Genomic DNA, 22,085 nt, shown 5'->3' with positions numbered 1-22,085 from the left:
GAACGTCGGCCTGTTGAGATGTGCGACCGGGTAGCGACCGCGGTGCATGGAACCCCGAGCCATCTACGGTAAACCTGAATCATGGCATCGGGTCGCGTGGACGGTCAGGAAAGCTGGGCAAGCACCGCCAACTCCCGCGCCACGATGGTCGCAAATCGACGCCGCGATACTGGACCCGAACTGCGCGTGCGCCGCATCCTTCACTCACAGGGTCTTCGCTATCGAGTGGACTTCCCGCCGGCGCCGACGCCGCGCCGACGCGCCGACATCGTCTTTCCGCGCCAACGGGTTGCCGTCTACATCGACGGGTGTTTCTGGCACGGATGCCGTCTCCACTACATCGCTCCAAAGGCAAACGCGACGTTCTGGGCTGACAAGGTGGCCCGCAACCAAGCGCGCGACACGGAGACGACCGAGGTTCTGCGCGCCTGCGGTTGGAGGGTGCTGCGGTTCTGGGAGCACGAGGAACCACACCTCGTCGCCGAGTCAATCTTCGCGGCAGTCCGTGAGGCCCGCGTTCGAGGATCCTGAACCTGCTCTCGAATCAACGACTACGGAATCCTCAACTCTCAGGCGCCCGATTCATCCTCGCGCGTGAGCCGAATAGACGTGAGTCGTCGATTGAAGCCCATCGGGTCGTCAATTTGACGACACTCCGGTCGTCATATCGGAATCTTTGGGCGACCGGTCCCCGGTACGTCGTGGAGCTGAGCGCACGCGAGATAGCGCCTCGATATACTTTAGCCATGCCCACCGACTCGAGCTACGGCGCGGGACTCCGCGCGCGCCGAGTTGCGGCGCGCCTCACACAACGTGAGCTGGCGGAACGCGCGGGCGTGCCGCAGCCGAATGTGTCGGCTTACGAGGTCGGTCGGAGGGTGCCGAACCGCGACACGATGGAACGGCTCGACCGCGCGCTGCGCACGCCACGCTTGTCGCGAGTCCGCGACGTGAGCGACTCGCTCATCGAGGCCGCCGCCCGGCGGGGGCTCTCGAACGTCCGCGTGTTCGGATCCGTCGCTCGTGGCGATGCCGACGAGCAGTCCGACGTCGATCTCCTCGTGCACCCCGGCCCCGAGACATCCCTCTTCGACCTTGCTGGCTTCATGATCGAGGCCGAGGCGTTGCTCGGGGCCTCGGTCGACGTCGTCTCCGACCGGGGCCACAGCCCAGTGCTCGATCGGATCCTCGCCGAGGCAGTGGCGCTGTGAGCCGTCACGACCCGTCACGGGCCGACGTGATCCTCGGCGACATCCGTCGCTTCGGCGTGACCGCGGCCCGCGTGGTCGCCCGCGGCCGCAAGCGCTTCTTCGACCCAGACGACGACGATCAGCGGCGCATCGCGAAATCGGTGGTCATCGATCTCTCGACGGCGGCCGACCGCCTTCCCGCGAGCTTTCGTGAGGCGCATCCTGACGTGGACTGGCAGGGCATCCGCGCGACGCGCAAACTCATCGCGCGTGACTACGCGGGCACCGACGATGAGGTGCTCTGGCGGGCGATCTCGGTCGAGTTCCCGCGGATCCTCGCGCAGCTGGGGTTGTAGCCGGACCGACCACGAGGCATCCGCCCACTCCTCTGGCAGACTGCTTCGGTGACCTCCCGCGAACGCTTCCGCCTGCGCATCACGCTGCAGGGCAGCTCCCCTGAGATCTGGCGCACGCTCGACGTCGACGGCGCGCTGCGGCTCGACGAACTGCACGACGCGATCCAGATCGCGATGGGATGGCGCGACTGCCACCTGCACCAGTTCACCGACCACGACCCTCATGTGCCGGAGCGCGGTATCCCCCGGATCGGCCGACCGCCGCGGCTGTGGATGCCCGGCGACCAGCTCGCCGAGGCGCAGCACGACGCACAGTTCACCGCACAGTTCGGCGGTCCGCTCGACGCGTTCGGTCGCACCCGCCCCGAAGAACAGTTGATCGACGAGCACGAAGCCGACGTGGCATCCGCTTTCGAACCGAACGGCGGCCCTCTCTACTACTGGTACGACTTCGGCGACGACTGGTGGCACCGCATCGACCTCATCGAACGCGAGCGGGTCGACGCGCCCGGCGCATCGCAGCCGCCGTGGGCGCGACGAACGGAGCTCGTCATCGGCGAGCTCGTCGCGCCGTTCGAGGACTCGGGCGGGGTGCACGGATACGAAGAGCTGCTCGAACGTCTCGCAGACGAGCAGGCACCCGACCACGCCGATGCGGTCGCCTGGGTGGCGGCGACGACCTGGCCCGAGACCCCGCCGCAGCCGTTCGATGCCGACACGTTCGACCGCGACGCCGTCGACGACGAACTGCGGCTGCGTTTCGAGCTCAAGAGCGACATGTCGGGACTGCTGCTCGGCCGAGACGACGACCCCGTCGACGAGTCGGCTGCGATCGTCGAGCTGCTCGACGCGCTGGCGCCGCCGTTGCGCGGCGCACTGCGCCGACGCCTGCGCGCTGCCGGGGCGCTCGATCAGGTCGCGATCGACGCCGAGACCGCCGCACGCATGGTACGCCCCTTCACCTGGCTGCTCGGCCGCGTCGGCGACAGCGGGCTCACGCTCACGAACGCGGGATGGATGCCGCCCGCCACCGTGCGCGAGGGCATGACCACGCTCGGCTGGGCCGACGACTGGTTCGGCACCGCGAACCGCGAAGACCACACGGCGCCGATTCGTGAGCTGCGCGCCGCGGCACGCACGCTCGGACTCATCCGCCTCGCCAAGGGACGACTGCTGCGCACCTCCGCCGGCGCGAAGCTGCACGACGACCCGATCGCTCTTTGGCGCCACGTCGCGACCGCCGCCGTCGAACGCCGCCGCGGCGATCTCGAACGCCTCGCCGCGATTCTCGCCGCCACAGAGCTCGCCTGCGGCGGCGACGGCGAGCTGCAGCCCCTGAGCGCCGCCGTCGCCCGCGGCCTCGACGCGCTCGGCTGGCGGCGAAGCGACGGGTGGCAGCTCGGGGCCGGAGACACCATCGACCTCGTGCGCCCCACCTGGTATCTGCTCGGGCAGCTCGGCGTGCTCGGGCCAGAACAGCTGCGCGCATGGCCGCGCCCGCCTCGCCCCGCCGTCGCTGAGGGGCGGGCCTTCGCGAGGGCGATGCTCGGGGTGCGGTGACGCACGGTCGACTCGGCGACGGAACGCGCATCATCGCAGCCCTCGGAGCGAAACGGATGACGGAGCGCGTCCTACCGGTGATATCAGCGCGATATACTCTCTTCATGAGCGCCAGGCAGGACTCCGCCTCCACCCTCGTTCGGCGTGCGCGTGAGGACGTCGGCATGTCCCAGCGAGAACTCGCCGAACGTGCTGGGCTGAAGCAACCGAACCTCGCCGCCATCGAGTCGGGTGTTCGAGAGCCGAGCAGTGAACTTCTCGGCCGTATCCTCCGCTCCGCCAGGCTTCGCCCTTCGATCCCGCTCGAGCTCTTCGCGTCGCGCATTCGTGGGCTGGGGCCCCGCTACGGCGTGAACAACATCCGGGTGTTCGGCTCCGCCGCCCGCGGCACCGACACCGAACGCAGTGATGTCGATCTGTTGGTCGACGCCGCCGATGACGTCGACTTCCTCACCCTCGCCGCGTTCCGTGATGAAGTCGCGAGCATCGTCGGTTTTCCCGTCGATGCGGTCGTCGACGACCCCGACGACGAGATCGTACGCGTCATCAGGCGCGAAGCGGTGCCGCTGTGAGCGACGAACCCGCACCTCTCGGGTTCCATGCTCGGCCACGAGCGGATGTTTCGGATCAGCCCCGACGCGAACGCCTGCTCGACGAAGTCGCGCGCCTTCGCACGCGTTTCGAGCGCGCGTCGCGAGACGGGCGCGATGCCTTCGTCGCGACGGGATCCGACAGCTATGACATCGGGATGCTCGCCGTCATCCACCTCGCCGATTTCGTCGCCCGCGAGCTGCCCGACGAGGTTGCGGGCGCCCTCCCCGAGATCGCCCGCGATGGGTTGCGTGCAACCCGCAACATCGCCGCGCACAACTACGCCGGCGTCGACAACGCACGGCTCTGGAGCACAGTCAGCGAACATGCCCCAGCGTTGCTCGACGACATAGAGTCGGCTCTCCGACGGGTCTTCGACTGACCGCGGCCGGCCAGATGCGCCGGCGCGCCCGCCGTGTCACCATCGAAGTATGAGCGACCCGACGAGGGCGCCCGCCGGGTGGTACGAGGACGGGTCGGGCGCGCGGCGGTACTGGAACGGCGACGCCTGGACGCAGTACGTCGCGCCCGAGCCCGTGACCGAGCCGCTCCCGCAGGTCGGGCCCGACACTTCGGTCACCGCGGTGTTGCCGGTCGGCGACGAGAATCCGACGATTCGGTTCGTCTGGGGGTCGCAAGGGGCGGATGCCCCGGCGCCGGGCTACGACGCACGACCCACGGCCGTGCTTGCGGAGCATCCGTTCACCGAACCCTCGAACCCCGCACCGAACGCGGTCGGCCTCATCGCCGTCCCCCTCGCGGTCTTGGGGCTCGGGCTCGCGTTCATTCCCGCCGCGAGCGGCTTCGCGTGGATCCTGGTGACGGTCGCGTTCGTGCTCGCACTCATCGGGCTGTTCCGGCGCGGCCCGAAGTGGCCGGCGATCACGGCGCTCGTCGTCTCGATCATCGCGGCGGTCGTCGGCATCGTCATGTTCGTCGGGTTCCTGATCGGCTCGGTCGGCGATGTGATCGATGAGGCGATTCCCGAGGTGCCCATATTTCCGCAGCCATCGGATGACCCGGGCGCCGACCCTGCGCCCGAGCCCGAGCAGCCCGTGCCGCCCGGGGCGCCGGTCGAGGGCGAGCTCGCCTTCGGCGAGACGATGACCTGGGACGACGGCGTCGCGCTCACGGTCTCGGCACCCGAACCGTACACGCCGAGCGAGTTCGCGCTCGGCGCGACGAACGCGAGCAACGTCGTGTTCACGCTGACGCTCACGAACAACTCGTCGGCCGACCTGCAGCCCCTGCCGCTTCCGGCGGTCTCGTCGGGCGATCAGGAGGTGAGCCAGATCTTCGACATCGGCAGCGACGTCATCGGCACCGGCGACGACGTCGGCTTTCCTCCGGCGGCCACGATCGAGCCGGGCGAGTCGGTCACCTGGCGGGCCGCGTGGTCGCTCGACGACCCGAGCTCGCTCACGATGCAGGTGGCGCCGAGCTTCCTGTATCCGAGCGCGACCTTCACGAACGCGCCGTAGCCGGCGCCCGCTCGCGAGGGGATCACGCGCCCGAACGACTGCTGCCCGACGCCGGGTTGGCGACCTCCGTCGCCGACCGCGCTCAATACCGCCAGCGCACGACGTCGGCGACCGCCTCAGGCGGCAGTTCGCCATACGCCTCCCACTCGTGCCGCCGCGTCGCGAGGTACGCGTCGAGCAGCACGTCGCCGAACACGCCGCGAAAGAACCCGCTCGACTCGAGGCGGTGCAGCGCCGAACCCAGGTCGGCGGGCAGCGGGCGGATGTCGGCGGCCCGGCGCTGCTCGGCCGTCAGGGTGCTCGGGTCGACGTGCACCGGTGCCGGCAACGGCAGGTCACGCGCGACTCCGTCGAGGGCCGCCGCGAGGATCGCGGCCACTGCCAGGTACGGGTTCGCCGCGCCATCGACCGGCTTGACCTCGATGTTCGCCTGCTCGGCGCCGTGGCCCGCCTGGCCGCCCACGAACCGGATGGCCGCCTCACGGTTCGCCGGCCCCCAGCACACCTCGGAGCCCGCCCAGGAGTGCGGGCGCAACCGCGTGAACGAGAGCACGCTGCCGCCGAGCAGCGCGACGCCCTCGTCGAGCCGGTCGAGGATGCCCGCGATCATGCGGCCACCGTCCTCCGACAGGCCGTGCGGACCCGACGGTTGCGAACCCGACGGCTCGGCTTCGGCGAACACGTTGCGCCTGTCCCGCACCGCAGACACGTGCACGTGGCATCCGTTCGTCGCCCCGCCCACGATCGGAACCGGCGCGAACGAGACCCGCAGTCCGTGTGCCCGGGCGACCCTGACGAGCACGATGCGGGCGAGCGCGAGGTCGTCGACCGCGCGCACCGGGTCGCGCGGCGCGAAGGCGAACTCGAGCTGGCCGGCGCCGAACTCGGGATGCATCTGCTCGACCGTCACCCCCGCCGACTCGAGCGCGTCGAGCGCGGCCATCGCGAACGCCTCGACCTCGAGCAGGGCGCGGGTCGAGTACGCGGGTGCGGATGTCGCGGGCTCGAGTAACGCCGAACCGCTCGCGTGCAGCCCATCGCGGAACACCACGCACTCGAGCTCGACGCCGACCGTGAACTCGAGGTGCGCGGCGAGCGCGTCGTCGACGACCCCGCGCAACGCCGAACGGGTGCACGTCGGGTGCACGGTGCCGTCGAGCGCGTACAGATCGGCGGGCGCCCACGCGAGCCCCGACTCGGCGTCGAGCATCGCGCTCGACGAGAGGTCGGCGATGCCGCGCAAGTCGCCCACGACGGGGTCGAGGGCAGCCGTCGCATTGAGGTGGTCGTCGACCGAGAACAGGAATCCGGTGCTGTTCGAGATCGTCACACCGTGCGTGCCCGCCGAGAGCAGCCGCCGGTGCGGCAGCACCTTGCCACGCGAGATGCCGGCGTTGTCGATGTGCGAGACGAGGAGCGCGCGGATGTCGTCGAACCCGCCGGGATGATCCATGCCGGTCTCCGCTACCCCGGCTGGGGGGCGCTCCGCAGATCGATGCGCTGGTGTCGCGACGCGTCGATGCGCTGGTGTCTCGACGCGTCGATGTCGCGACGCGCGAGTGACAGGGCTTCGCCGGCGAGCGACACGATCCGCCCGGCCATCGCGAGCACCCGCTCGCGGTCACCCTCGTGCGTCACCGTGGTCGTCGCGTCCCAGCCGCCGAGGTAGTGGCCGAGGTCGACCCGGATGCGCTCGGACTCGGCCAGCCGCGTCAGCGCCTCGGCGCCGATCCATCCGGGATGGTCGGCGATCGCATCGCGGGCTGCGTCGAGCAGGCGGTCTGCGTGCCTGATCGCATCGTGCACGCGGGCCTCGGGCGCAATCGCACGGGGCGCCGCGCGCTCGCGGGCCGTCGTCATCGCCGTCGCGGTGTCGAGCGCTGCGTGCTCCTCGCGCAGTCGGCTCAGGTGGGCGGCGGATGCCTCGAGCTCGAGGTCGGCCGGCTCAGGCTGCCCGTCATCGCGCCGCCGCCGGGCCACGCCGAGGCTGTGCTCGGCGAATCCGAGCAGCTGCGCCGCCTCGGCGAGGTCGTGCTCGACTTCGACGAGCGCGGCTCGCGCAAAATGGGCGACGAGCCGGTCGATGGTGTCGCGGGTGTGCGCAATGCGAGCGTGAGAACGCTCGGTATCGGCTCGCATGCCGGCGATGAACTCGGGCGCTCGCCGCGCCCGTGCGACCTCATCGGCGAGCGCCGAAATCTGCTCGTCGAGCACGTCCTCGACCCATGCGCACAGCTGAACGATGCGCACGTTGCGGGCCCGCACTTCGTCGGCCGTGCCGGGGACATCGTGATTGAGCCGGTTCAACCGGAACGCGTCGCTCAGGCTCTTGCGCGCTGCGATGAGCGCTTCGCCGAGTCGCGCCATCGCGTCGGCACCGGCGCCGAGCTGCGCCTCGGCGTACCCGAGCTCGTCGGCGGCGACGCGCATGCGCTCGTCGGCGGCGTACAGGGCCCTGCCGGCCCACTTCGCCAAGTCGGCGTCGTGGACCTCGAGTTCGTGCGCGCGGTGTCGGCGCCTGACCCGGAACCCGGCCATGCCCCGATCCTACGGTCACCACCGCACTTGGATCGAGCAGGATCGGGAGCATGCGCACGACTCCACGACGCCTCGCCACGGTCATGAGCCTGTGGATCCCCAACCTGTTCAGCGGCATCCGCGTGAAGCGCTTCTCACACGACTGGACGAGCGCGACCGTCGAGCTCCACGTCAACGTGTTCACCCGCAACTACGTGAAGACCGCGTTCGGCGGATCGATGTCGGCGATGACCGACCCGTACTTCTTCATGCTCGTCATGCACCAGCTCGGCAACGACTACGTGGTGTGGGACACCCGCGGCGAGATCGAGTTCGTCAAGCCCGGTCGCGGCATCCTCACCGCGCACTTCGAGGTGCCGCGGCAGAAGGCGACCGAGCTGCGCGAACGCGCCCGCGGCGGCGCAAAGGTGCTCGAGTGGTTCGAGACCGAGATCACCGACCGCGACGGCGACGTCGTCGCGCGTGTGCGGCGCGAGGTGTACGTGCGCGAGAAGAAGCGCGTGACCGAGGCCGCCGCCGGGAGCGCGCCGGCCTGAGCGCCGAGACCCGACCAGCCACGCCGTCGCCAGGCACGGCGGCGCGCCCGCGGCGCTATCGTCGTCGCATCGGGAAGGTCGTCGCATCGGGAAGGGAGCCCAATGGGTGCGGAGCATCGGGTGGCATTTCATGCCGCGAGCGGCGTCGGTGACTGGCGGGTGCTGTATTGCGGGCCGATCGCGCACTTCGCCACCGAGTCGGTAGGTGCCGGCGTCGAGTTCGCCGTCGCCGTCGCGGCGCTCGATGTGGTCGCGCAGCATCCGCCGCTCATCGACGTGCGGCCGAGCGGGGTGATCGTGCGACTGCATGGCGACCTGCTCGACCTCGCCGACGGCGACGGCGTGGCCGATCGGGCCCGAGCGGTCTCGGCGCTCGCTCGTGAGCACGGGCTCGCCCCACGCCCGGACCTCACCCAAGACATGCAGATCGCGATCGCGACCCGGCTGCCGGTCGACGAGGTGCGGCCGTTCTGGCGGGCGGTGCTCGGGTATGTCGATCACGTGAGCGACGACCTCGTCGATCCGCATGGTCGCGGGCCGTCGGTGTGGTTCCAGCCGCTCGATCCCGAGAAGCCGTTGCGGCACGCAATGCACCTCGACGTGGCCGTGCCTCGCGAGCTCGCGGGTCGACGGCTGGCCGCGGCGATCGCCGCTGGTGGTCGCGTCGCCTCCGACGGCGCAGCCGTGCGGTACTGGACGTGTGCGGATGCCGCGGGCAACAAGGTCGACCTCGTCGCCTGGCCCGACCTGCCGGTGGGTGCGGACGACGCGCTGCGGCTCGGGGCCGATGGTGCCGGCGCCGCGGATCTCGCGTTCGGCCGGCCGGCATCGCCAGCCGTCGACACCAGCCGAGCCGTCATCGCCGGGCGTGCCGAGCTCGAGCGGGGCGAGGTCATGTTCGAGGCGTTCCGCGAGTCATCCGATCTCGTCGACTGGCCGGTGCTCTTCTGGGGGCCGACCGCCTGGTTCGCCACCGAATCGCTCGCGCGCAGCGCCGAGCTCGCCGCTCTGCTCACCGAGCTCGACGGGGCGGATCGCCTGCACCTCGACCTGCGCGCCGACGGCATCGCCGTTCGGCTCGCCCGCAACCCAATCGAACTCGTCGACGCCGACCTCGACCTTGCAAGGCGCATCTCGGCGCTCGCGCACGAGGTCGGCGCCGAGTCCGACCCGTCGCAGGTGCAGACGTTGCAGATCGCGATCGCGTCGAAACCTGACGACGACGTGCGCCCGTTCTGGCGCGAACTGTTCGGGTACGCCGAGCTCGGGCCCGAAGACCTGGTCGACCTGCAGGGCCGCGGGCCGAGCCTGTGGTTTCAGCAACTTGCTGCCGACAAGCAACTGCGGCATGCGTTCCACATCGACGTCTCGGTGCCCCGGGCCGTCGGACGGGCGCGCGTCGATGCCGCGCTCGCTGCCGGCGGGCGGATCGCCGACTCAGATGATCGCGGGTGGTGGACCCTCGCCGACCCTGCGGGAAACAAGGTCGACATCGCCATCTGGCCCGACCGCGACGATCACTGACGCCCGGAGGCCACGTCAGACGGTTCCCGCCGGAGGCCAGACACCGATGATGATGCCCATGACGACGAGCGTCACGAGTTCGCTCGCGATGTTGAGCACCGTGAGCGCCAACGGGCGACCCTCGAAGGCATCGTGGGTGATGAACCTCGCCGCGGTGAACCCCGCCCAGAGGATGAGGGCTGTGAAGAGTGCCGCCAACAGGTAGCCGCCGCCGTAGAAGTGCCAGGCGATCGTCGAGGCGCCCGCGAGCACCCACGCCGTGACGAAACTCACGATCACGGTCACGACGATCGGCATCACCGCGCTCGCGCCCGGGCGATCCAGGTCGACGTTCGCGAGCTTCGCCCACCGGCTGCCGAAAACGCCTCGCGCGTACCAGATCGATCCGACGACCATGCTCGACGCCGTCGCCAGCAGTACCGCCCAGTAGTTGATCTCGGGAACCATCTCTGCCTCCTTGCAGTGGCCGCAGCGGCCCATCGCCGCGATGCGCTGTCGCTGCGCGAGAGCGTACTCCCACTGCGACCTCGGCGGGGGCAGCACGCCGCAGCGCCGTTGCCGCCGCTCCAGCACGCGTCGCAGGCCGCGACCCTGCCCGGGATGCGCGCAGGTGTCTGGTCATAACCAATGAGGCACTGGGCACTTGGGCACAAGGGCACCTTGGGCACAAGGGCACCTTGGGCACAAGGGCACCTTGGGCACAAGGGCACAAGGGCACAAGGGCACAAGGGCACAAGGGCACAAGGGCACAAGGGCACAAGGGCACAAGGGCACAAGGGCACTTGGGCACCGTGTTCGGAATCCGACCACCCGTCGCGTGCAGAGGAGAGTGACGATCTGAGGACTGCCCGGCACCCGGCACCGGCACCCGGCACCCGGCTTATCGCGGGTGCCGCCCAGCGCCGAGACGTCAGTCGAACATGCCGTCGAGCAGGCCGCCGATGACGAGGCCGCCCAAGATGCCGCCCATGACGTCGGATCCCCCGCCGCGGCGACCGCCGCCGCCCCAACCCGGGCCGCCGCCCCACTGCCCGGGATCCTGCGGTCGGGAGTTGTCGATGTCGCGCTGCGCAAGCTGCAGGGCCTCGGCCGCGAGGTACGCGGCCCGCCGGGCCATCTGCATCGCCTGCTCGCGGTGATCTTCGTGGATGGCGGTCGCAGCCGCCGCGGACGTGCCGAGGAACCGGTCGAGGTCGATGCGGATGCGCTCGGACTCCGCCAGCCGGGTGCGGGCGTCGGCGCCGATCCAGCCGCGGTGCCCGGCGATGACGTCGCGGGCTACGGCGAGCTGCCGGTCGGCGTCGTCGATGGCGTGGCGCACATGCTCGAGCGGCGGGATCGGACGCGCTGCGCGCTCGCGGGCCGCGGCGATCGCGGCATCGAGCCCGGCGTTCGCCTCGCGCAGCCGGGTCAGCTGGGCGAAGGGGTCGGGGTTGACTCCGGCCGGCGGAAGCGCGGCAAGCGCAGCCTGCAGTGCGGTGATCGCGGCCGAGACCCCGGGCGAGTGCGGCTCCTTGAGCGCCACCACGAGGTCGCCACGCGAGTCTTCAACGATCGCCGCCAACGTCGACTCGGCCCGCAGCGACTCGACCTCGAAGGTCTCGACCGCGTCGAGCAGGGCCGCCGCCCTGCGCACCGACTCGGTCGACGCCTCGAGCGCGAGATTGGCCTGCTCGCGCTGCCCGGCCTCGCGCCGGCGCTCGGCCACTCCCGCGCTGTGCTCGGCGAATCCGAGCAGCTGATCGGCCTCGGCGGGGTTCGACGCCACCTGGGCGAGCGCCTCTTGCGCATAGCGGGCGGCCAGCCGCTCGATGGTGTCACGAGCTTGCGGGATGCGGGTACGCAGGCGTGCGGCATCCGCTCGCACACCGGCGATGATCTCGGGAGCCCGCCGCGCCCGCGCGATGCGCTCGGCGAGCGCCGACGTGCGCTCGTCGAGCAGGTCTTGCGCCCAATCGCACAGCTGCACGATGCGCCCGTTGCGGGTGCGCAGCTCGTCAGCGGTGTCGGGAATCTCGTCGTGGTTGAGCTGGTGCAGCCGAAAGGCGTCGCCCATGTGCTGCCGCACCGCGGTGAGCGCCTCGCGCAGCTCGCGGGTCGCGTCGGTCCCGAGCTCGGCGTCGGCGAAGACGAGCTCGTCGGTGGTGACGCGCACGCGCTCGTCGGCGGCGACCAGGGCGGTGCCGGCCCGCTGGGCGAGGTCGGCATCCTGCGCTTGCAGTTCTTGTTGATCGCGTTTGCGCTTGCCCCAGAATCCGGCCATAGCTTCGATCTTATGGGCGCTGCGCCCGCCGCTGCTGTGAGAAGGCTTGCGCGAGCGGGCGCGGCGCGGTCAGGCGTCGCCGGTGAGAGCCTGGCGCGCGTAGCGGTACTTCTCGACCAAGCGCAGCTGTGTCTCGTAGTCGAGGCGGCGCAGACGCCAGCGGGCGGTGTTGTCGTCGATGTCGGCGAGCTTCACGCGGCGGGCGACCGGGTCGCGGCGAATGCGCGCGTAGTACTCGTCGGGCGAGATGTCGGGCGTGCGCGTCAGCAACTGCACGACGTCGGTCACGACGGGCAGCACTCCTGCCTCGAACAGCTCCTGTGCGGTGACATCGGAGTCCTCGAGCACGTCGTGCAGCCAGGCGGCCGCAGCCGCAACGGGCTCGCTCGCCGCATCGAACCGCTCGGCGATCCGCCCGGGATGGTCGATGTAGGGCAGTCCGCTGCGGTCGATCTGGCCGCGGTGCGCGACGAACGCGATGCCCTTCGCCAGTGCGACCTGGCTGATCGCCTCGGTGGCCGACATCGGTGTCGCCGCAGGTTCGGGCGCGGCATCCGTCGCGTCGATCAGATCGGATGCCGCTGCACCGGCGCCCTCGAACGTGTGCGTCGTCGACTCCATCACGATCGCCTCGAACTCCTCGGTCACCGGGTCATCCACGTCGTCGAACTCCTCGTGCTCTTCGGATTCCGCTCGAGCCTGCTCGACCGCGACCTCGACCTCGACCGGAACGAAGGTCGCGCGGTGCGGAGGCGGGTCGTCTTCGGGGTCGGGATCGGGGTCGGTCTCTTCGGGGTGGGTCGCTTCGTCATCGACGGCTGCGGCCGCGTCGTCTGACTCCGCTTCGGCTGCGGCATCCGCCTCCGCGATCGGATCGCGGCCGCGCACCGGTCGCACGAAATCCAGCTCGACCTCGAGCTCGCCGAGCTCACGTTCATCGAGCTCGAGCATCGAGCGTGTTCCGCTCTCGCGCCTGCGCTCGAACGAGACCTCGTCGACCTCGGTCAGGCTCGCGCCGTCACGGGTCGTGAAGTACCGTCGGCGCCCGTCATCGGTGACGGCCACGATGACGGCGTCGAAGTCGCCGCTCGGCTCGAAGCTGCTGAGAAAGTACCGGCGTCGCTCGGGCGACGGATGCCGCAACCTCACGATCGCCGGAACATCGACGGGCCGCGCATGCGCGCCGACGGGGACTTCCTCATGGCCATCGGCCGTGGGCTCGCCCCCGGCCGGCGGCACGATGAAGGTGGACTTGTGCGCGCTCTGCGCGTCGTCGGCGATAGCGCTCAACCGGGCTCCTGGGGGGCGGAGGGACCGTCGAGTCGGCAGACCTGACGGTGGCATTCGCGGGCTCAATCTTCGGATGCGCCGGGCGGGGCACCCCACGCACGTCCGATGCTAAGCCGTCTCGGCGAGCGACGCAGCCCCGCGCCCCGGCATGGCACAACTTCGATGGTGCCGACGGATCGCCCATGCGCGAGTCCGTGATCGGCTGAACCATTGCCGCGCCGCGACGCTGAGAGTAGATTCCGCAACGTCTGGGGTGGATTCGTCTGCCGGAGGGAGCGACCGAGATGACCGAAGAAGCGACCGGGCTCGAAGCGACGATCGAGATCACCGATGCCGACTACCCCGAGATCATGCGCATCGTTGCATCAGACGGAGAGGTCGACGCCTACCTGGCGAGCGCCGGCGTCGCGGGTGACGTGTTCGGCGACGCCGACGGGGCAGCGGTACTGTGCGTGCCCGAACGTGCCGCGCTCGGCGGTTCGCTGCTCTACGTCGTCGAGGTGGGCGAGGTCGCCGGCACCTCGATCTCAGACGGAGCCGTCACGTTGCCGGTGTCGGCGACGAGGTCGTTGCTGGCGTCGGTGGGCGACGTGATGAGCGAGGGGCTGCGGCTGGCCGACTGCCTCGAAGGGTGGCATCCCGATGCTGCTGCCGCGCTTCGCCAGACGTTCGAGTTGCTCGGCCTCGACGACGACCGACTGCGGCGCGCGGTCGAGCTGCGGTCGACCCACGCCTGAGTCACGCGAGCCGACCTACGCACCCGCGGTCGTGATCGCAATGTCGAGGCGTGCGACCGCCACAGAAGCCGCCATGTCGTACTGATCGGCGACCAGCGCCGCGAGCGACTGCGCCTCTTCATGGCACGTCGCGCATCCACGCAGATGAGCCCGCAACTCCGCCACCGGCGGAACGCTCGACCCGAACAGCGCCTCGAGGGCGACGTCGACCTGCTCGAAGCACGCGTCACACGAGAGCCACGGCTCGGTGTTCAGCGTCAGGCGGGCGATCGTCTCGCGGCTCAGCACAGTGTCTTCGGTCATGAGTCCACCTCCTTCGGCCCTCGGGCCGACATGAATCCACGCTCCGACAGGAACGCGCGCAGGCGTTGACGGCCGTCGTGCAGTGTCTTGTACAGGGCGCCTCGCGTCGTTTCGAGCCGCTCAGCCAACACGTCGATCGGCACTTCGTCGATCAGCACCGCGATCATGATGCGGCGCTGGTGCGGCGTCAACGCCGCACCGATGCCCTCGCGCACCGCCTCGGCGAGTTCGCGGACTTCGACGTAGGCCTCGGGCGACGACATCGCGGCATCGCGTCCGTCGGGCACCTCGGGCACCTCACGCAGGGGCACCTCGCGGTCGCGCCACGCAGCACGCCGCACCTCGACGCCCGCGTGCAGGATCGCGAACTTGTACGCCCATGTCGTGAACCTGCTGCGGCCCTCGAACGATTCCAGACGAGACAGCACCGAAACCGTCGCCGCATCGGCCGCCGAATGCACGATCTCGGCGCGTCGAGCCGCCCCGAGCCGGCCGGCCTCGGGCATGCGCCCGACCTGGTGCCCGGCTGCGCGCAGCATCAGCTCGTGGAGGTGCCCGACCGCGACGGCGCGCACGCGCCCCGTGGCTGAGAGTCGCGTGACCCACTCCGCGTCGGGCGGTGCCGCGTCGTCGTGCCGGCCGGCCGCGTCGTCGTGCCGGGCGGCCGCATCGTCGTGCCGGCTGATCGGATGCCGGTACTCGACGATGAGGGTCTCCACGTCGCCCATGCGAAGTTGGTGTCGCCGAGCTCGCCACATCTTACCGAGAACGAAAAGGTTCCCTCACTTCGGTAAGACATCGTGGTCGACGCGCCACCAACTGTGCGAGATCAGTCCCTCAGGGCCCGCAGCTGGGCACAGACTCCCAACCGGAAGGATCATCATGCACATCCAACGCAAGGCGGCATTCCGCGTTTCGGCCGTGTCGGTCGCGGCCGCGGTGGCGCTCGCCGGCGGCCTGCTCGCCGCGACCAGCCTCAGCGCCAATGCCGAATCAGCACCCACCGCGGCGCACTCCCACTCCGTGACGGCCATCAAGCCGAAGCCCGCTTCTGCCGAGACGCAGCTTCACGTCGCCATGCGCACGCTGTGGGACCAGCACATGGCCTGGACCTGGTCGACCGTGGTCGCGTTCGCCGAGGACTCGCCCGCGCTCGATGCCACCATCACCCGGCTGCTGCGCAATCAGGCCGATATCGGCGACGCGTTCGCGCCGTTCTACGGTGACGATGCCGCGGCCCAGCTCACCGAACTGCTGCAGACGCACATCACCCAGGCTGTCCCCGTGCTCACCGCGGCGAAGTCGGGCGACACCGCGGCGCTGCAGGCGGCGCTCGCCGACTGGCATGCCAATGCCCGCGACATCGCCGACTTCCTCGCCGCGGCAAACCCGGCGTGGCCGCAGCAGGACATGCGCGAGATGATGGCCACTCACATCGACCAGACGACCGCCTACGCAGCCGCCTTCCTCGGTGCTGACTACGAGGCCGCCATCAGCACGTTCGACGAGGCCCAAGCACACATGGCTCACATGGCCGACGTGCTCAGCGCCGGAGTGATCGCACAGTTCAAGAAGCAGTTCTGAGACCAGCGGCCACAACGGATGTCCCGGCCTCGTGCCGGGACATCCGTTTCGTACAGACTTACGTCTTCCACCGACTTACGTCGACCTCCACGCAAAAGCAGATTTCTCCACTTGCAAGTAACGTCTCTCATCCATTGACATCTGCCGACACTTCGCAATAGTGTCGTGCTTGCCTAATATGTCGGATGTGGCAACTTATTGCCTCACCGCCTCAGCCGGCCTCCGTAACGGTCCAGCTCGAAGGGGAGCATTTGCAATGAAGCAATCCACCAAACGCGTCATCACCGGAGTCTGCGCCCTCGGTGTCACGCTCAGTCTGGGGCTGGTCGCAGCCCCCGCGATCGCCGCCGACGACGACTACGAAGTGCTCGTGGTCGGCGAGACGCTCGGTTTCCGCCACTCGCACATCGACGACACGACGAACGCGATCATCGCGCTCGGTGAAGAGAACGGGTTCAGCGTCGACGTCTGGGATCCGCCCCAGGGCAACTCGCCCGGCCAGCCCGCCCTCACGCTCGCGAGCTCGCCGTTCACGACCGCGGCCGACCTGTCGAAGTACGCGACGATCATCTTCGCCTCACCGGTCGACGCGACGAACAACCTCGACCCCAACCGCCCGCGGCTGCTCAACGACACCGAGCTCGCGGCGTTCCAGGGGTACATCCGCGGCGGCGGCGGCTACGTCGGCCTGCACGCCGCGACCGACTCGATGCACACCGTGCCGTGGTACAGCGAGCTGACCGGCGGCAGCGCCCGCTTCCGCAACCACCCCGCGCAGCAGACCGCCACCATGCGCGTCGAGAGCCCGGGCCATCCGTCGACGACGATGCTGCCGGCCGAGTGGGTGCGCTTCGACGAGTGGTACAACTTCACCACCAACCCGCGCGACGACGTGCACGTGCTCATCACGCTCGACGAGTCGACGTACAACCCCGGCAGCGGCGCGATGGGCGAAGACCACCCGCTCGCCTGGTGCCACAACTTCGAAGGTGGGCGCTCCTGGTACGAGGGTGCAGGTCACACGGATGCCTCGTGGTCCGACCCGATCTTCCTCGAGCACATCCTCGGCGGAATCGAATGGACCGCGGGCCTCGTGACCGGCGGCGGAGACTGCGTGACGTTCAACGAGGTCGACGCGCTCCTCACCGGGCTCGACGACGGATCCGTGCGCGTCGGACAGCTCGGTGGCGACGTCGCGGCGTACCTGGAGGCTGCCGAGACGGCCGCCGACGCCGGCGACCACGCGGCCGCGATCGGAGTGCTCACGCAGGCCGAGGGCAAGGCGCACGGCATCCAGGACGACACGCTCGTCGAGAAGATCGGCGACCTCATCGAATGGCAGCAGGCGCTCGTCGGCTGATGCCGAGATCGTGATGCAGATCGGGCCCCGCAGCATGGCGGGGCCCGTTCTGTCTTCTTCGGTTTCAATGCACGACCGATTCGAGTTAGATGGGGAGTGCGAACGCGCTTGTGCCCTTCAACGAAGACGAGGTATCGATGACGGCGATGCGGCGACCCCCCGGGCTCGGTACCCTCAGGCTCGGGACCCTCGGACTCTCATCGGCGCTCGTGCTGTCGCTCGGCTTGGCCGGCTGCACGACATCGGCGCCTGAGCCGCCCGCGCCGACGAGTCCGGTCGTGCAACTCGGAGCGCCAGGTGAGCCGAACGAGACCCTGTCGCCCGAGGATGCGGCGAAGCAGCTCGAGGGTCCGAAGTTCGTCGAGGCCGACTCGGAGTTCATGCTCGACATGATGAGCCACCACGACCAGGCGCTCGTGATGACCGGGTACGTCGACGACCGCACCGATGACCGCGACATCCGACTGCTCGCCGAACGCATGCGCATCAGCCAGGAAGACGAGATGACGACGATGACGCGGTGGCTGCAAGACCGCTTCATCCCGGTGAACGAGGAATCAGGCCACGGGCACGACGGCGACACGATGCCCGGCATGCTCACCGACGCGCAGCTCGCCGACCTCGAGGCGGCCACGGGAGCGGAGTTCGACCGGCTGTTCCTGCAGTCCATGATCCACCACCACCAGGGGGCGTTGCAGATGGTCGGCGAACTCTATGCCGCGGGCGGCGGCAACGAATCCGAGATCGACCAGTTCGCGCGTGGGGTCGAATCCGACCAGAGCATCGAGATCGCCCGCATGCAGCAGATGCTCGCCGAGCGCAGCGGCTGATCGCCACCTGATCCTGACACGAACGTGCCCGGCGGTCAGCGACCGCCGGGCACGTTCGTCGGTGGTGAGGCGGCCGGGCGATCGGCCGCCTCACCGCATCATCAGAAGGTTCCGGCCAGGGCGTTCAGCGCCTGCACGAGGTCGGAATCGGCCGCTGCCCCGGACTTGCGGGCGGCGTTGTCGAGCTGTGCTGCGACGGCGCTGCCTGCGGCCGGGCCATCGGCGAGCTTCTCGGCCTTGTCGATGTGCATGCGCACCTCTTCAAGCGCCGCACCGGTCAGGGTGCCCGCACGCTCGGCCTGGTCGACGAACGACCGTGCCACAGCGAAGCTCGGCGCGTGCACGAGCATCGACTGCAGCTGCGCGTTGAACTCGTCGAGCTCGATCTCGCCGGCGGCGGCGATCTCGTTCACCGACATCTGGTCGCTCGCGGTGAGCGCCAAGGTGTCGAAGCCCCGCGCGATCTCACTGCCGAGCACGTTGCCGTTGTACCAGTACGTCGACCAGTAGCCGCCGAGGTTCAGACCGGTCGGGTTCGGCGTGTTGATCGGACCGCGGTCGAGGAACGCGATCTCGGTCGGGTTCGCCGTGTCGGTGAAGTCGATCACCGACACACCCCCCTGGTACCAGGCCTGCACCATGATGTCGCGGCCGGGCACCGGGATGATCGACCCGTTGTGCGCCACGCAGTTCTCCTGCGACGTCTGCACTGCCGGCAGCTTGTAGTAGCTCGCGAACTCCATCTTGCCGTCGACGATGTCGAACAGCGCGTCCGCGCCCCACTCGGGCTGGTCGGTCACCCGGCAGCGAGGCTGCGTGCCGCCGCCCCACTCGTCGGTGAAGATGACCTTGGTGCCGTCGTTGTTGAACGTCGCCGAGTGCCAGTACGAGAAGTTCGGGTCGGAGACCGCGTCGATGCGCACCGGGTTCACCGGGTCGGAGATGTCGACGAGGATGCCGTTGCCCTGGCACGCACCCGCCATCAGCCCGATCTCGGGGAAGGCGGTGATGTCGTGACACGTGTTCGTGTTGGGCGTGGGACTGTAGAACGTTCCGCTCGGGTGCAGCGCCGATCCCGGCAGGGTGTTCTGCAGCCCGTTGAACGCGCCCGTCTCGGGGTCGGTGAAGATCCTCGGCTGGCTGACGACTGCGGCCGTCTCGGGTGCCGCAAGCGGCACCTGGATGACATCGATGCGCCACTGCGTCGGATTGCCCGCGGTGACCGGGTCAGTCGTCAGCGCGGCGTTCTCACAGCCCGCGAGCTCGAGCGCCGAACGCACGCTCGACGTGCCCGAGTTGTAGATGTAGATGTTGTCGGGGTCGGCGGGGTCGGTCACGAGCGTGTGCGTGTGCGATCCGCGACAGGTCTGCACGCCCGGCAGCTGCACCGGGTTGTCGATGTCGCTGATGTCGAAGATGCGCACGCCGCGGAATCGCTCGAGGTTCACAGGCCCCGGTGCACCCTGCGTGCCGCAGTCGATGCGGCCACGGTTCTCTTCGACCGACATGAACAGCAGGTCGCCGAAGACCGACACGTCACCCTGACCACCCGGACACACGAACGACGAGCGCAGGCTCGGCGCCGAGGCATCGGAGACGTCATAGACCTGGAAGCCGTTGAAGCTGCCCACGATGGCGTTGTCGCCGCTGAACGCGAGGTCGGAGTTGACGAAGCCGAAGTTGCCGGGAGGCGCATCGAACGGGGCGACGCGCGGCGTGGTCGAGAGCAGCTCGAGGTTGCTCGTCGCGACGCTCACGTCGTCGAGGTACCCCGGTGGCAGGTTCTCGCGCGGGTCGTCTTGGGCGGAGGCCGCGGTGGCGGTCACCAGGGAGGCGCCGAGCACGAGTGCTCCGGCTGCGGCGAGTGCGCGTCTGCGCCATCGCACGGGACGTTGGATGGATCTCATCGGTGGTTCCCTCTCTTCTCGCTTCTCCGGCGATCGAAGCCCTCCGATGGGCGGGCGGCACAACCTCGTGCGGCTCGCGGCCCCTGGAGGCCGATCTCGAACACCAACGTACCCACAACTGGGGGCAGACCGCAGCAATCCGTTCCCCAGAACCTCGGCATGGCGGCCGTTCGGCACTCCAGCAGCCGGAATGCGAGCCGGATGTCCCGCCTCGCGCCGGGGCATCCGCCGATCTCATCGCGACGCGGCGCGAGGTCGGCTCATCGCGTGAGGCACTCCACTGGAAGGTCGAACCATCGCAGGTGCTCGAAGTCGTCGGAGAGGCCGGGCAGGGCGCCCTCGACAGATGCCTCGCGATCGGCCGGGCCCGCGGCGAGGGCGAACCGCGCCTCGGCCTCGGCGAGGTAGCCGCGCAGCGCCGACTCGGGCGCCCGGTCGTCGTGGTGGGGGTACGAGAGTCGGCCTTCGTCGTCGTACGCAAGCTGGCTCAGCCGCAGCGGAGGCTCGGACGGGCCGCGGCGATGCTTCCACAGTCCGGTCTCGGGCTCGAAGACGTAATCGGGCAGCAGCCGCCAGCCCTCGCGGGCGACGAGCCGCACCGCCTCGACGAGGTAGTCGAACACGGCCGGCGAGATGAAGTAGTTGAAGTTGATGCGCACCCACCCCGGCTTGATGCCCTCGCAGCCACGCGCGATCTCGCGCTCGAACTCGTGCGAGCGCTCGAGGTCGATGCCGAGCAGCTGATGGCCGTAGGGGCCCGCGCACGAGCATCCGCCGCGCGACTGGATGCCGAACAGGTCGTTCAGCAACGCGACGACGAAGTTGTGGTGCAGGTACCTTCCGCTCGGCGCCCGCACGACGAACGACACGATCGAGAGCCGCTCGGCGTCGAGGTTGCCGAGCACCTCGATCGCAGGCTCGTCGTGCCAGGCCGCGATCGCCCTGCGCACGAAGTCATGCTCGAGGGCGCGGATCGTCTCGACCCCGACCGCCTCCTTCAGCCCGAACACGAGCCCGGTGCGGATCGCCTCGACGATCGCGGGCGTGCCACCCTCCTCGCGCTGCGCGACGTCGTCGAGGTAGCGGTGCTCGGTCGGGTTGACGTAGAGCACGGTGCCGCCGCCGGGCACATCGGGCACTCGATTGCGCGCGAGTTCGCGCCGTAGCACAAGCACCCCGGGAGTGCTCGGGCCGCCGATGAACTTGTGCGGGCTGAGGAAGATCGCGTCCTTGTACTCGCCCGACGCCAGCGCCGCCTCGGCGGGGCCGTGGTACATCTCGATGTCGACGTAGGGCGCGGCCGCGGCGAAGTCCCAGAACGACAGGGCACCGTGCGCGTGCAGCAGCGCCGAGATGCCCGGGGTGTCGCTCACGATGCCGGTGACGTTGCTCGCCGCAGAGAACGAGCCGATCTTCAGCGGCCGCTCGGCGTGCCCGATCAGCTCGGCCTCGAGCACGTCGCGGTCGATGTGCCCGTCGGCATCCTGCGGGATGACGACCACGTCGGCGATCGACTCGCGCCACGGCAGCTCGTTCGAGTGGTGTTCGAACGGCCCGATGAACACGACCGGCCGCTGCGCCGCCGGGATGCCCTCGCCGAGGTGGAACGTGTCTTCGAGCTGCGCCGGAACGCGCAGTCCCAGCATCCCGACCAGCTTGTCGATCGCGCCCGTGCTGCCCGACCCGGTGAAGATGACGACCGTGTCGTCGTCGCCCCCGACCGCGTCCCTGATGATCGCCCGGGCATCTTCGCGCAGCCGCGTCGTCTGCAGCCCGGTACCGCTCGACTCGGTGTGCGTGTTCGCGTAGCGGGGAAGCACCTCGTCGCGAATGAAGTCCTCGATGAAGCTCAGCGCGCGGCCCGACGCCGTGTAGTCGGCGTACGTGACGCGGCGCGGGCCGTACGGCCCCGGCATGACCTGGTCGTCACCGATGACCGACTCGCGGATGCGCCCCAGCAACGGCGCCCGGCCTATGACTTCGATGTCCACGATGTCCACACGCGGGAGGGTACTCCTCGTGGTTGCGTGCGGCC

At 69.6% G+C, this 22,085-nt stretch carries 22 protein-coding genes; 13 read left to right on the top strand and 9 right to left on the bottom strand.

Annotation, left to right across the window (positions count from 1 at the left end):
- Positions 1 to 81: 81 nt before the first annotated feature.
- The 7 genes from ABD164_RS12565 to ABD164_RS12535 all read left to right on the top strand — a co-directional run bounded on the left by ABD164_RS12565 (position 82) and on the right by ABD164_RS12535 (position 5,178).
- Positions 82 to 531: a very short patch repair endonuclease gene (locus tag ABD164_RS12565; protein WP_344296607.1), complete on the top strand. Its 450-nt coding sequence runs from the start codon at positions 82 to 84 to the stop codon at positions 529 to 531.
- Positions 532 to 746: 215 nt separating this feature from the next.
- Positions 747 to 1,211, top strand: a complete 465-nt coding sequence (locus tag ABD164_RS12560) for a helix-turn-helix domain-containing protein (protein ID WP_344296605.1) — start codon at positions 747 to 749, stop codon at positions 1,209 to 1,211.
- The gene (locus tag ABD164_RS12555; protein ID WP_344296604.1) at positions 1,208 to 1,546 is read left to right on the top strand and encodes a HepT-like ribonuclease domain-containing protein; all 339 of its coding nucleotides are present in this window, start codon (positions 1,208 to 1,210) and stop codon (positions 1,544 to 1,546) included. Before ABD164_RS12560 ends, ABD164_RS12555 begins: the two co-directional genes overlap by 4 nt.
- 48 nt (positions 1,547 to 1,594) lie before the next feature.
- Positions 1,595 to 3,106 (top strand): IS1096 element passenger TnpR family protein, encoded by a 1,512-nt coding sequence (locus ABD164_RS12550; protein WP_344296602.1) that lies wholly within the window; start codon positions 1,595 to 1,597, stop codon positions 3,104 to 3,106.
- 104 nt (positions 3,107 to 3,210) lie between these two features.
- A complete protein-coding gene (locus tag ABD164_RS12545) occupies positions 3,211 to 3,678 on the top strand; it encodes a helix-turn-helix domain-containing protein (protein WP_344296600.1) in 468 nt (155 codons plus the stop codon).
- A 176-nt stretch (positions 3,679 to 3,854) separates the two neighbouring features.
- Entirely contained in the window at positions 3,855 to 4,079 is a 225-nt protein-coding gene (locus tag ABD164_RS12540) for a HepT-like ribonuclease domain-containing protein (RefSeq protein WP_344296599.1), read from the top strand.
- Positions 4,080 to 4,128: 49 nt separating this feature from the next.
- A complete protein-coding gene (locus tag ABD164_RS12535) occupies positions 4,129 to 5,178 on the top strand; it encodes a DUF2510 domain-containing protein (protein WP_344296597.1) in 1,050 nt (349 codons plus the stop codon).
- 82 nt (positions 5,179 to 5,260) lie between these two features.
- Here the strand turns inward: ABD164_RS12535 and ABD164_RS12530 are convergent, their stop codons facing one another.
- Complete coding sequence (locus ABD164_RS12530; protein ID WP_344296595.1) at positions 5,261 to 6,631, bottom strand: type I glutamate--ammonia ligase; 1,371 nt, start codon at positions 6,629 to 6,631, stop codon at positions 5,261 to 5,263.
- 11 nt (positions 6,632 to 6,642) lie between these two features.
- Complete coding sequence (locus ABD164_RS12525; RefSeq protein WP_344296593.1) at positions 6,643 to 7,716, bottom strand: hypothetical protein; 1,074 nt, start codon at positions 7,714 to 7,716, stop codon at positions 6,643 to 6,645.
- 50 nt (positions 7,717 to 7,766) lie between these two features.
- On the opposite strand from ABD164_RS12525, the gene ABD164_RS12520 reads away from it, so the two are divergent.
- Together ABD164_RS12520 and ABD164_RS12515 are read left to right on the top strand one after the other, a co-directional pair.
- Complete coding sequence (locus tag ABD164_RS12520) at positions 7,767 to 8,252, top strand: DUF4442 domain-containing protein (protein ID WP_344296592.1); 486 nt, start codon at positions 7,767 to 7,769, stop codon at positions 8,250 to 8,252.
- A gap of 120 nt (positions 8,253 to 8,372) precedes the next feature.
- The gene (locus tag ABD164_RS12515) at positions 8,373 to 9,776 is read left to right on the top strand and encodes a VOC family protein (protein WP_344296590.1); all 1,404 of its coding nucleotides are present in this window, start codon (positions 8,373 to 8,375) and stop codon (positions 9,774 to 9,776) included.
- 15 nt (positions 9,777 to 9,791) lie between these two features.
- Here the strand turns inward: ABD164_RS12515 and ABD164_RS12510 are convergent, their stop codons facing one another.
- From ABD164_RS12510 to ABD164_RS12500, 3 genes are all read right to left on the bottom strand, one after another.
- Positions 9,792 to 10,223 (bottom strand): DUF1761 domain-containing protein, encoded by a 432-nt coding sequence (locus ABD164_RS12510; protein WP_344296588.1) that lies wholly within the window; start codon positions 10,221 to 10,223, stop codon positions 9,792 to 9,794.
- Positions 10,224 to 10,686: 463 nt separating this feature from the next.
- Positions 10,687 to 12,039 carry a hypothetical protein gene (locus ABD164_RS12505; protein WP_344296586.1) on the bottom strand — a complete coding sequence of 451 codons (1,353 nt, stop codon included), beginning with the start codon at positions 12,037 to 12,039 and terminating at the stop codon, positions 10,687 to 10,689.
- Between the two features lie 69 nt (positions 12,040 to 12,108).
- Positions 12,109 to 13,329, bottom strand: coding sequence for a hypothetical protein (locus ABD164_RS12500; protein WP_344296584.1), 1,221 nt, complete (start codon positions 13,327 to 13,329; stop codon positions 12,109 to 12,111).
- 284 nt (positions 13,330 to 13,613) lie between these two features.
- Here ABD164_RS12500 and ABD164_RS12495 point away from each other — a divergent pair, with 284 nt between their 5' ends.
- Positions 13,614 to 14,066, top strand: coding sequence for a hypothetical protein (locus ABD164_RS12495; RefSeq protein ID WP_344296581.1), 453 nt, complete (start codon positions 13,614 to 13,616; stop codon positions 14,064 to 14,066).
- A gap of 15 nt (positions 14,067 to 14,081) precedes the next feature.
- Here the strand turns inward: ABD164_RS12495 and ABD164_RS12490 are convergent, their stop codons facing one another.
- Entirely contained in the window at positions 14,082 to 14,369 is a 288-nt protein-coding gene (locus ABD164_RS12490; RefSeq protein ID WP_344296579.1) for a hypothetical protein, read from the bottom strand.
- Positions 14,366 to 15,097 (bottom strand): RNA polymerase sigma factor, encoded by a 732-nt coding sequence (locus tag ABD164_RS12485; RefSeq protein WP_344296578.1) that lies wholly within the window; start codon positions 15,095 to 15,097, stop codon positions 14,366 to 14,368. The genes ABD164_RS12490 and ABD164_RS12485 overlap by 4 nt, the downstream gene beginning before the upstream one ends.
- Before the next feature lie 154 nt (positions 15,098 to 15,251).
- Between ABD164_RS12485 and ABD164_RS12480 the strand changes: the two genes are divergently transcribed.
- The 3 genes from ABD164_RS12480 (at position 15,252) to ABD164_RS12470 (ending at position 18,143) form a co-directional block, all read left to right on the top strand.
- Positions 15,252 to 15,953 (top strand): hypothetical protein, encoded by a 702-nt coding sequence (locus ABD164_RS12480; RefSeq protein ID WP_344296576.1) that lies wholly within the window; start codon positions 15,252 to 15,254, stop codon positions 15,951 to 15,953.
- A gap of 256 nt (positions 15,954 to 16,209) precedes the next feature.
- A complete protein-coding gene (locus ABD164_RS12475) occupies positions 16,210 to 17,313 on the top strand; it encodes a ThuA domain-containing protein (protein ID WP_344296574.1) in 1,104 nt (367 codons plus the stop codon).
- Positions 17,314 to 17,450: 137 nt separating this feature from the next.
- Positions 17,451 to 18,143 carry a DUF305 domain-containing protein gene (locus tag ABD164_RS12470; protein WP_344296573.1) on the top strand — a complete coding sequence of 231 codons (693 nt, stop codon included), beginning with the start codon at positions 17,451 to 17,453 and terminating at the stop codon, positions 18,141 to 18,143.
- Between the two features lie 101 nt (positions 18,144 to 18,244).
- Here ABD164_RS12470 and ABD164_RS12465 read toward each other — a convergent pair whose 3' ends face one another.
- Positions 18,245 to 20,050, bottom strand: coding sequence for an LVIVD repeat-containing protein (locus ABD164_RS12465; RefSeq protein ID WP_344296572.1), 1,806 nt, complete (start codon positions 20,048 to 20,050; stop codon positions 18,245 to 18,247).
- A 260-nt stretch (positions 20,051 to 20,310) separates the two neighbouring features.
- Positions 20,311 to 22,050: an aminotransferase class V-fold PLP-dependent enzyme gene (locus ABD164_RS12460; protein ID WP_344296571.1), complete on the bottom strand. Its 1,740-nt coding sequence runs from the start codon at positions 22,048 to 22,050 to the stop codon at positions 20,311 to 20,313.
- Positions 22,051 to 22,085 lie beyond the last annotated feature (35 nt).

It is taken from the genome of Agromyces neolithicus, from assembly GCF_039529735.1.
In the GTDB taxonomy this organism is placed as follows: domain Bacteria; phylum Actinomycetota; class Actinomycetes; order Actinomycetales; family Microbacteriaceae; genus Agromyces; species Agromyces neolithicus.
Note: the sequence above shows the minus strand (reverse complement) of the source record. Positions and strands in the feature narration are given on the sequence as shown.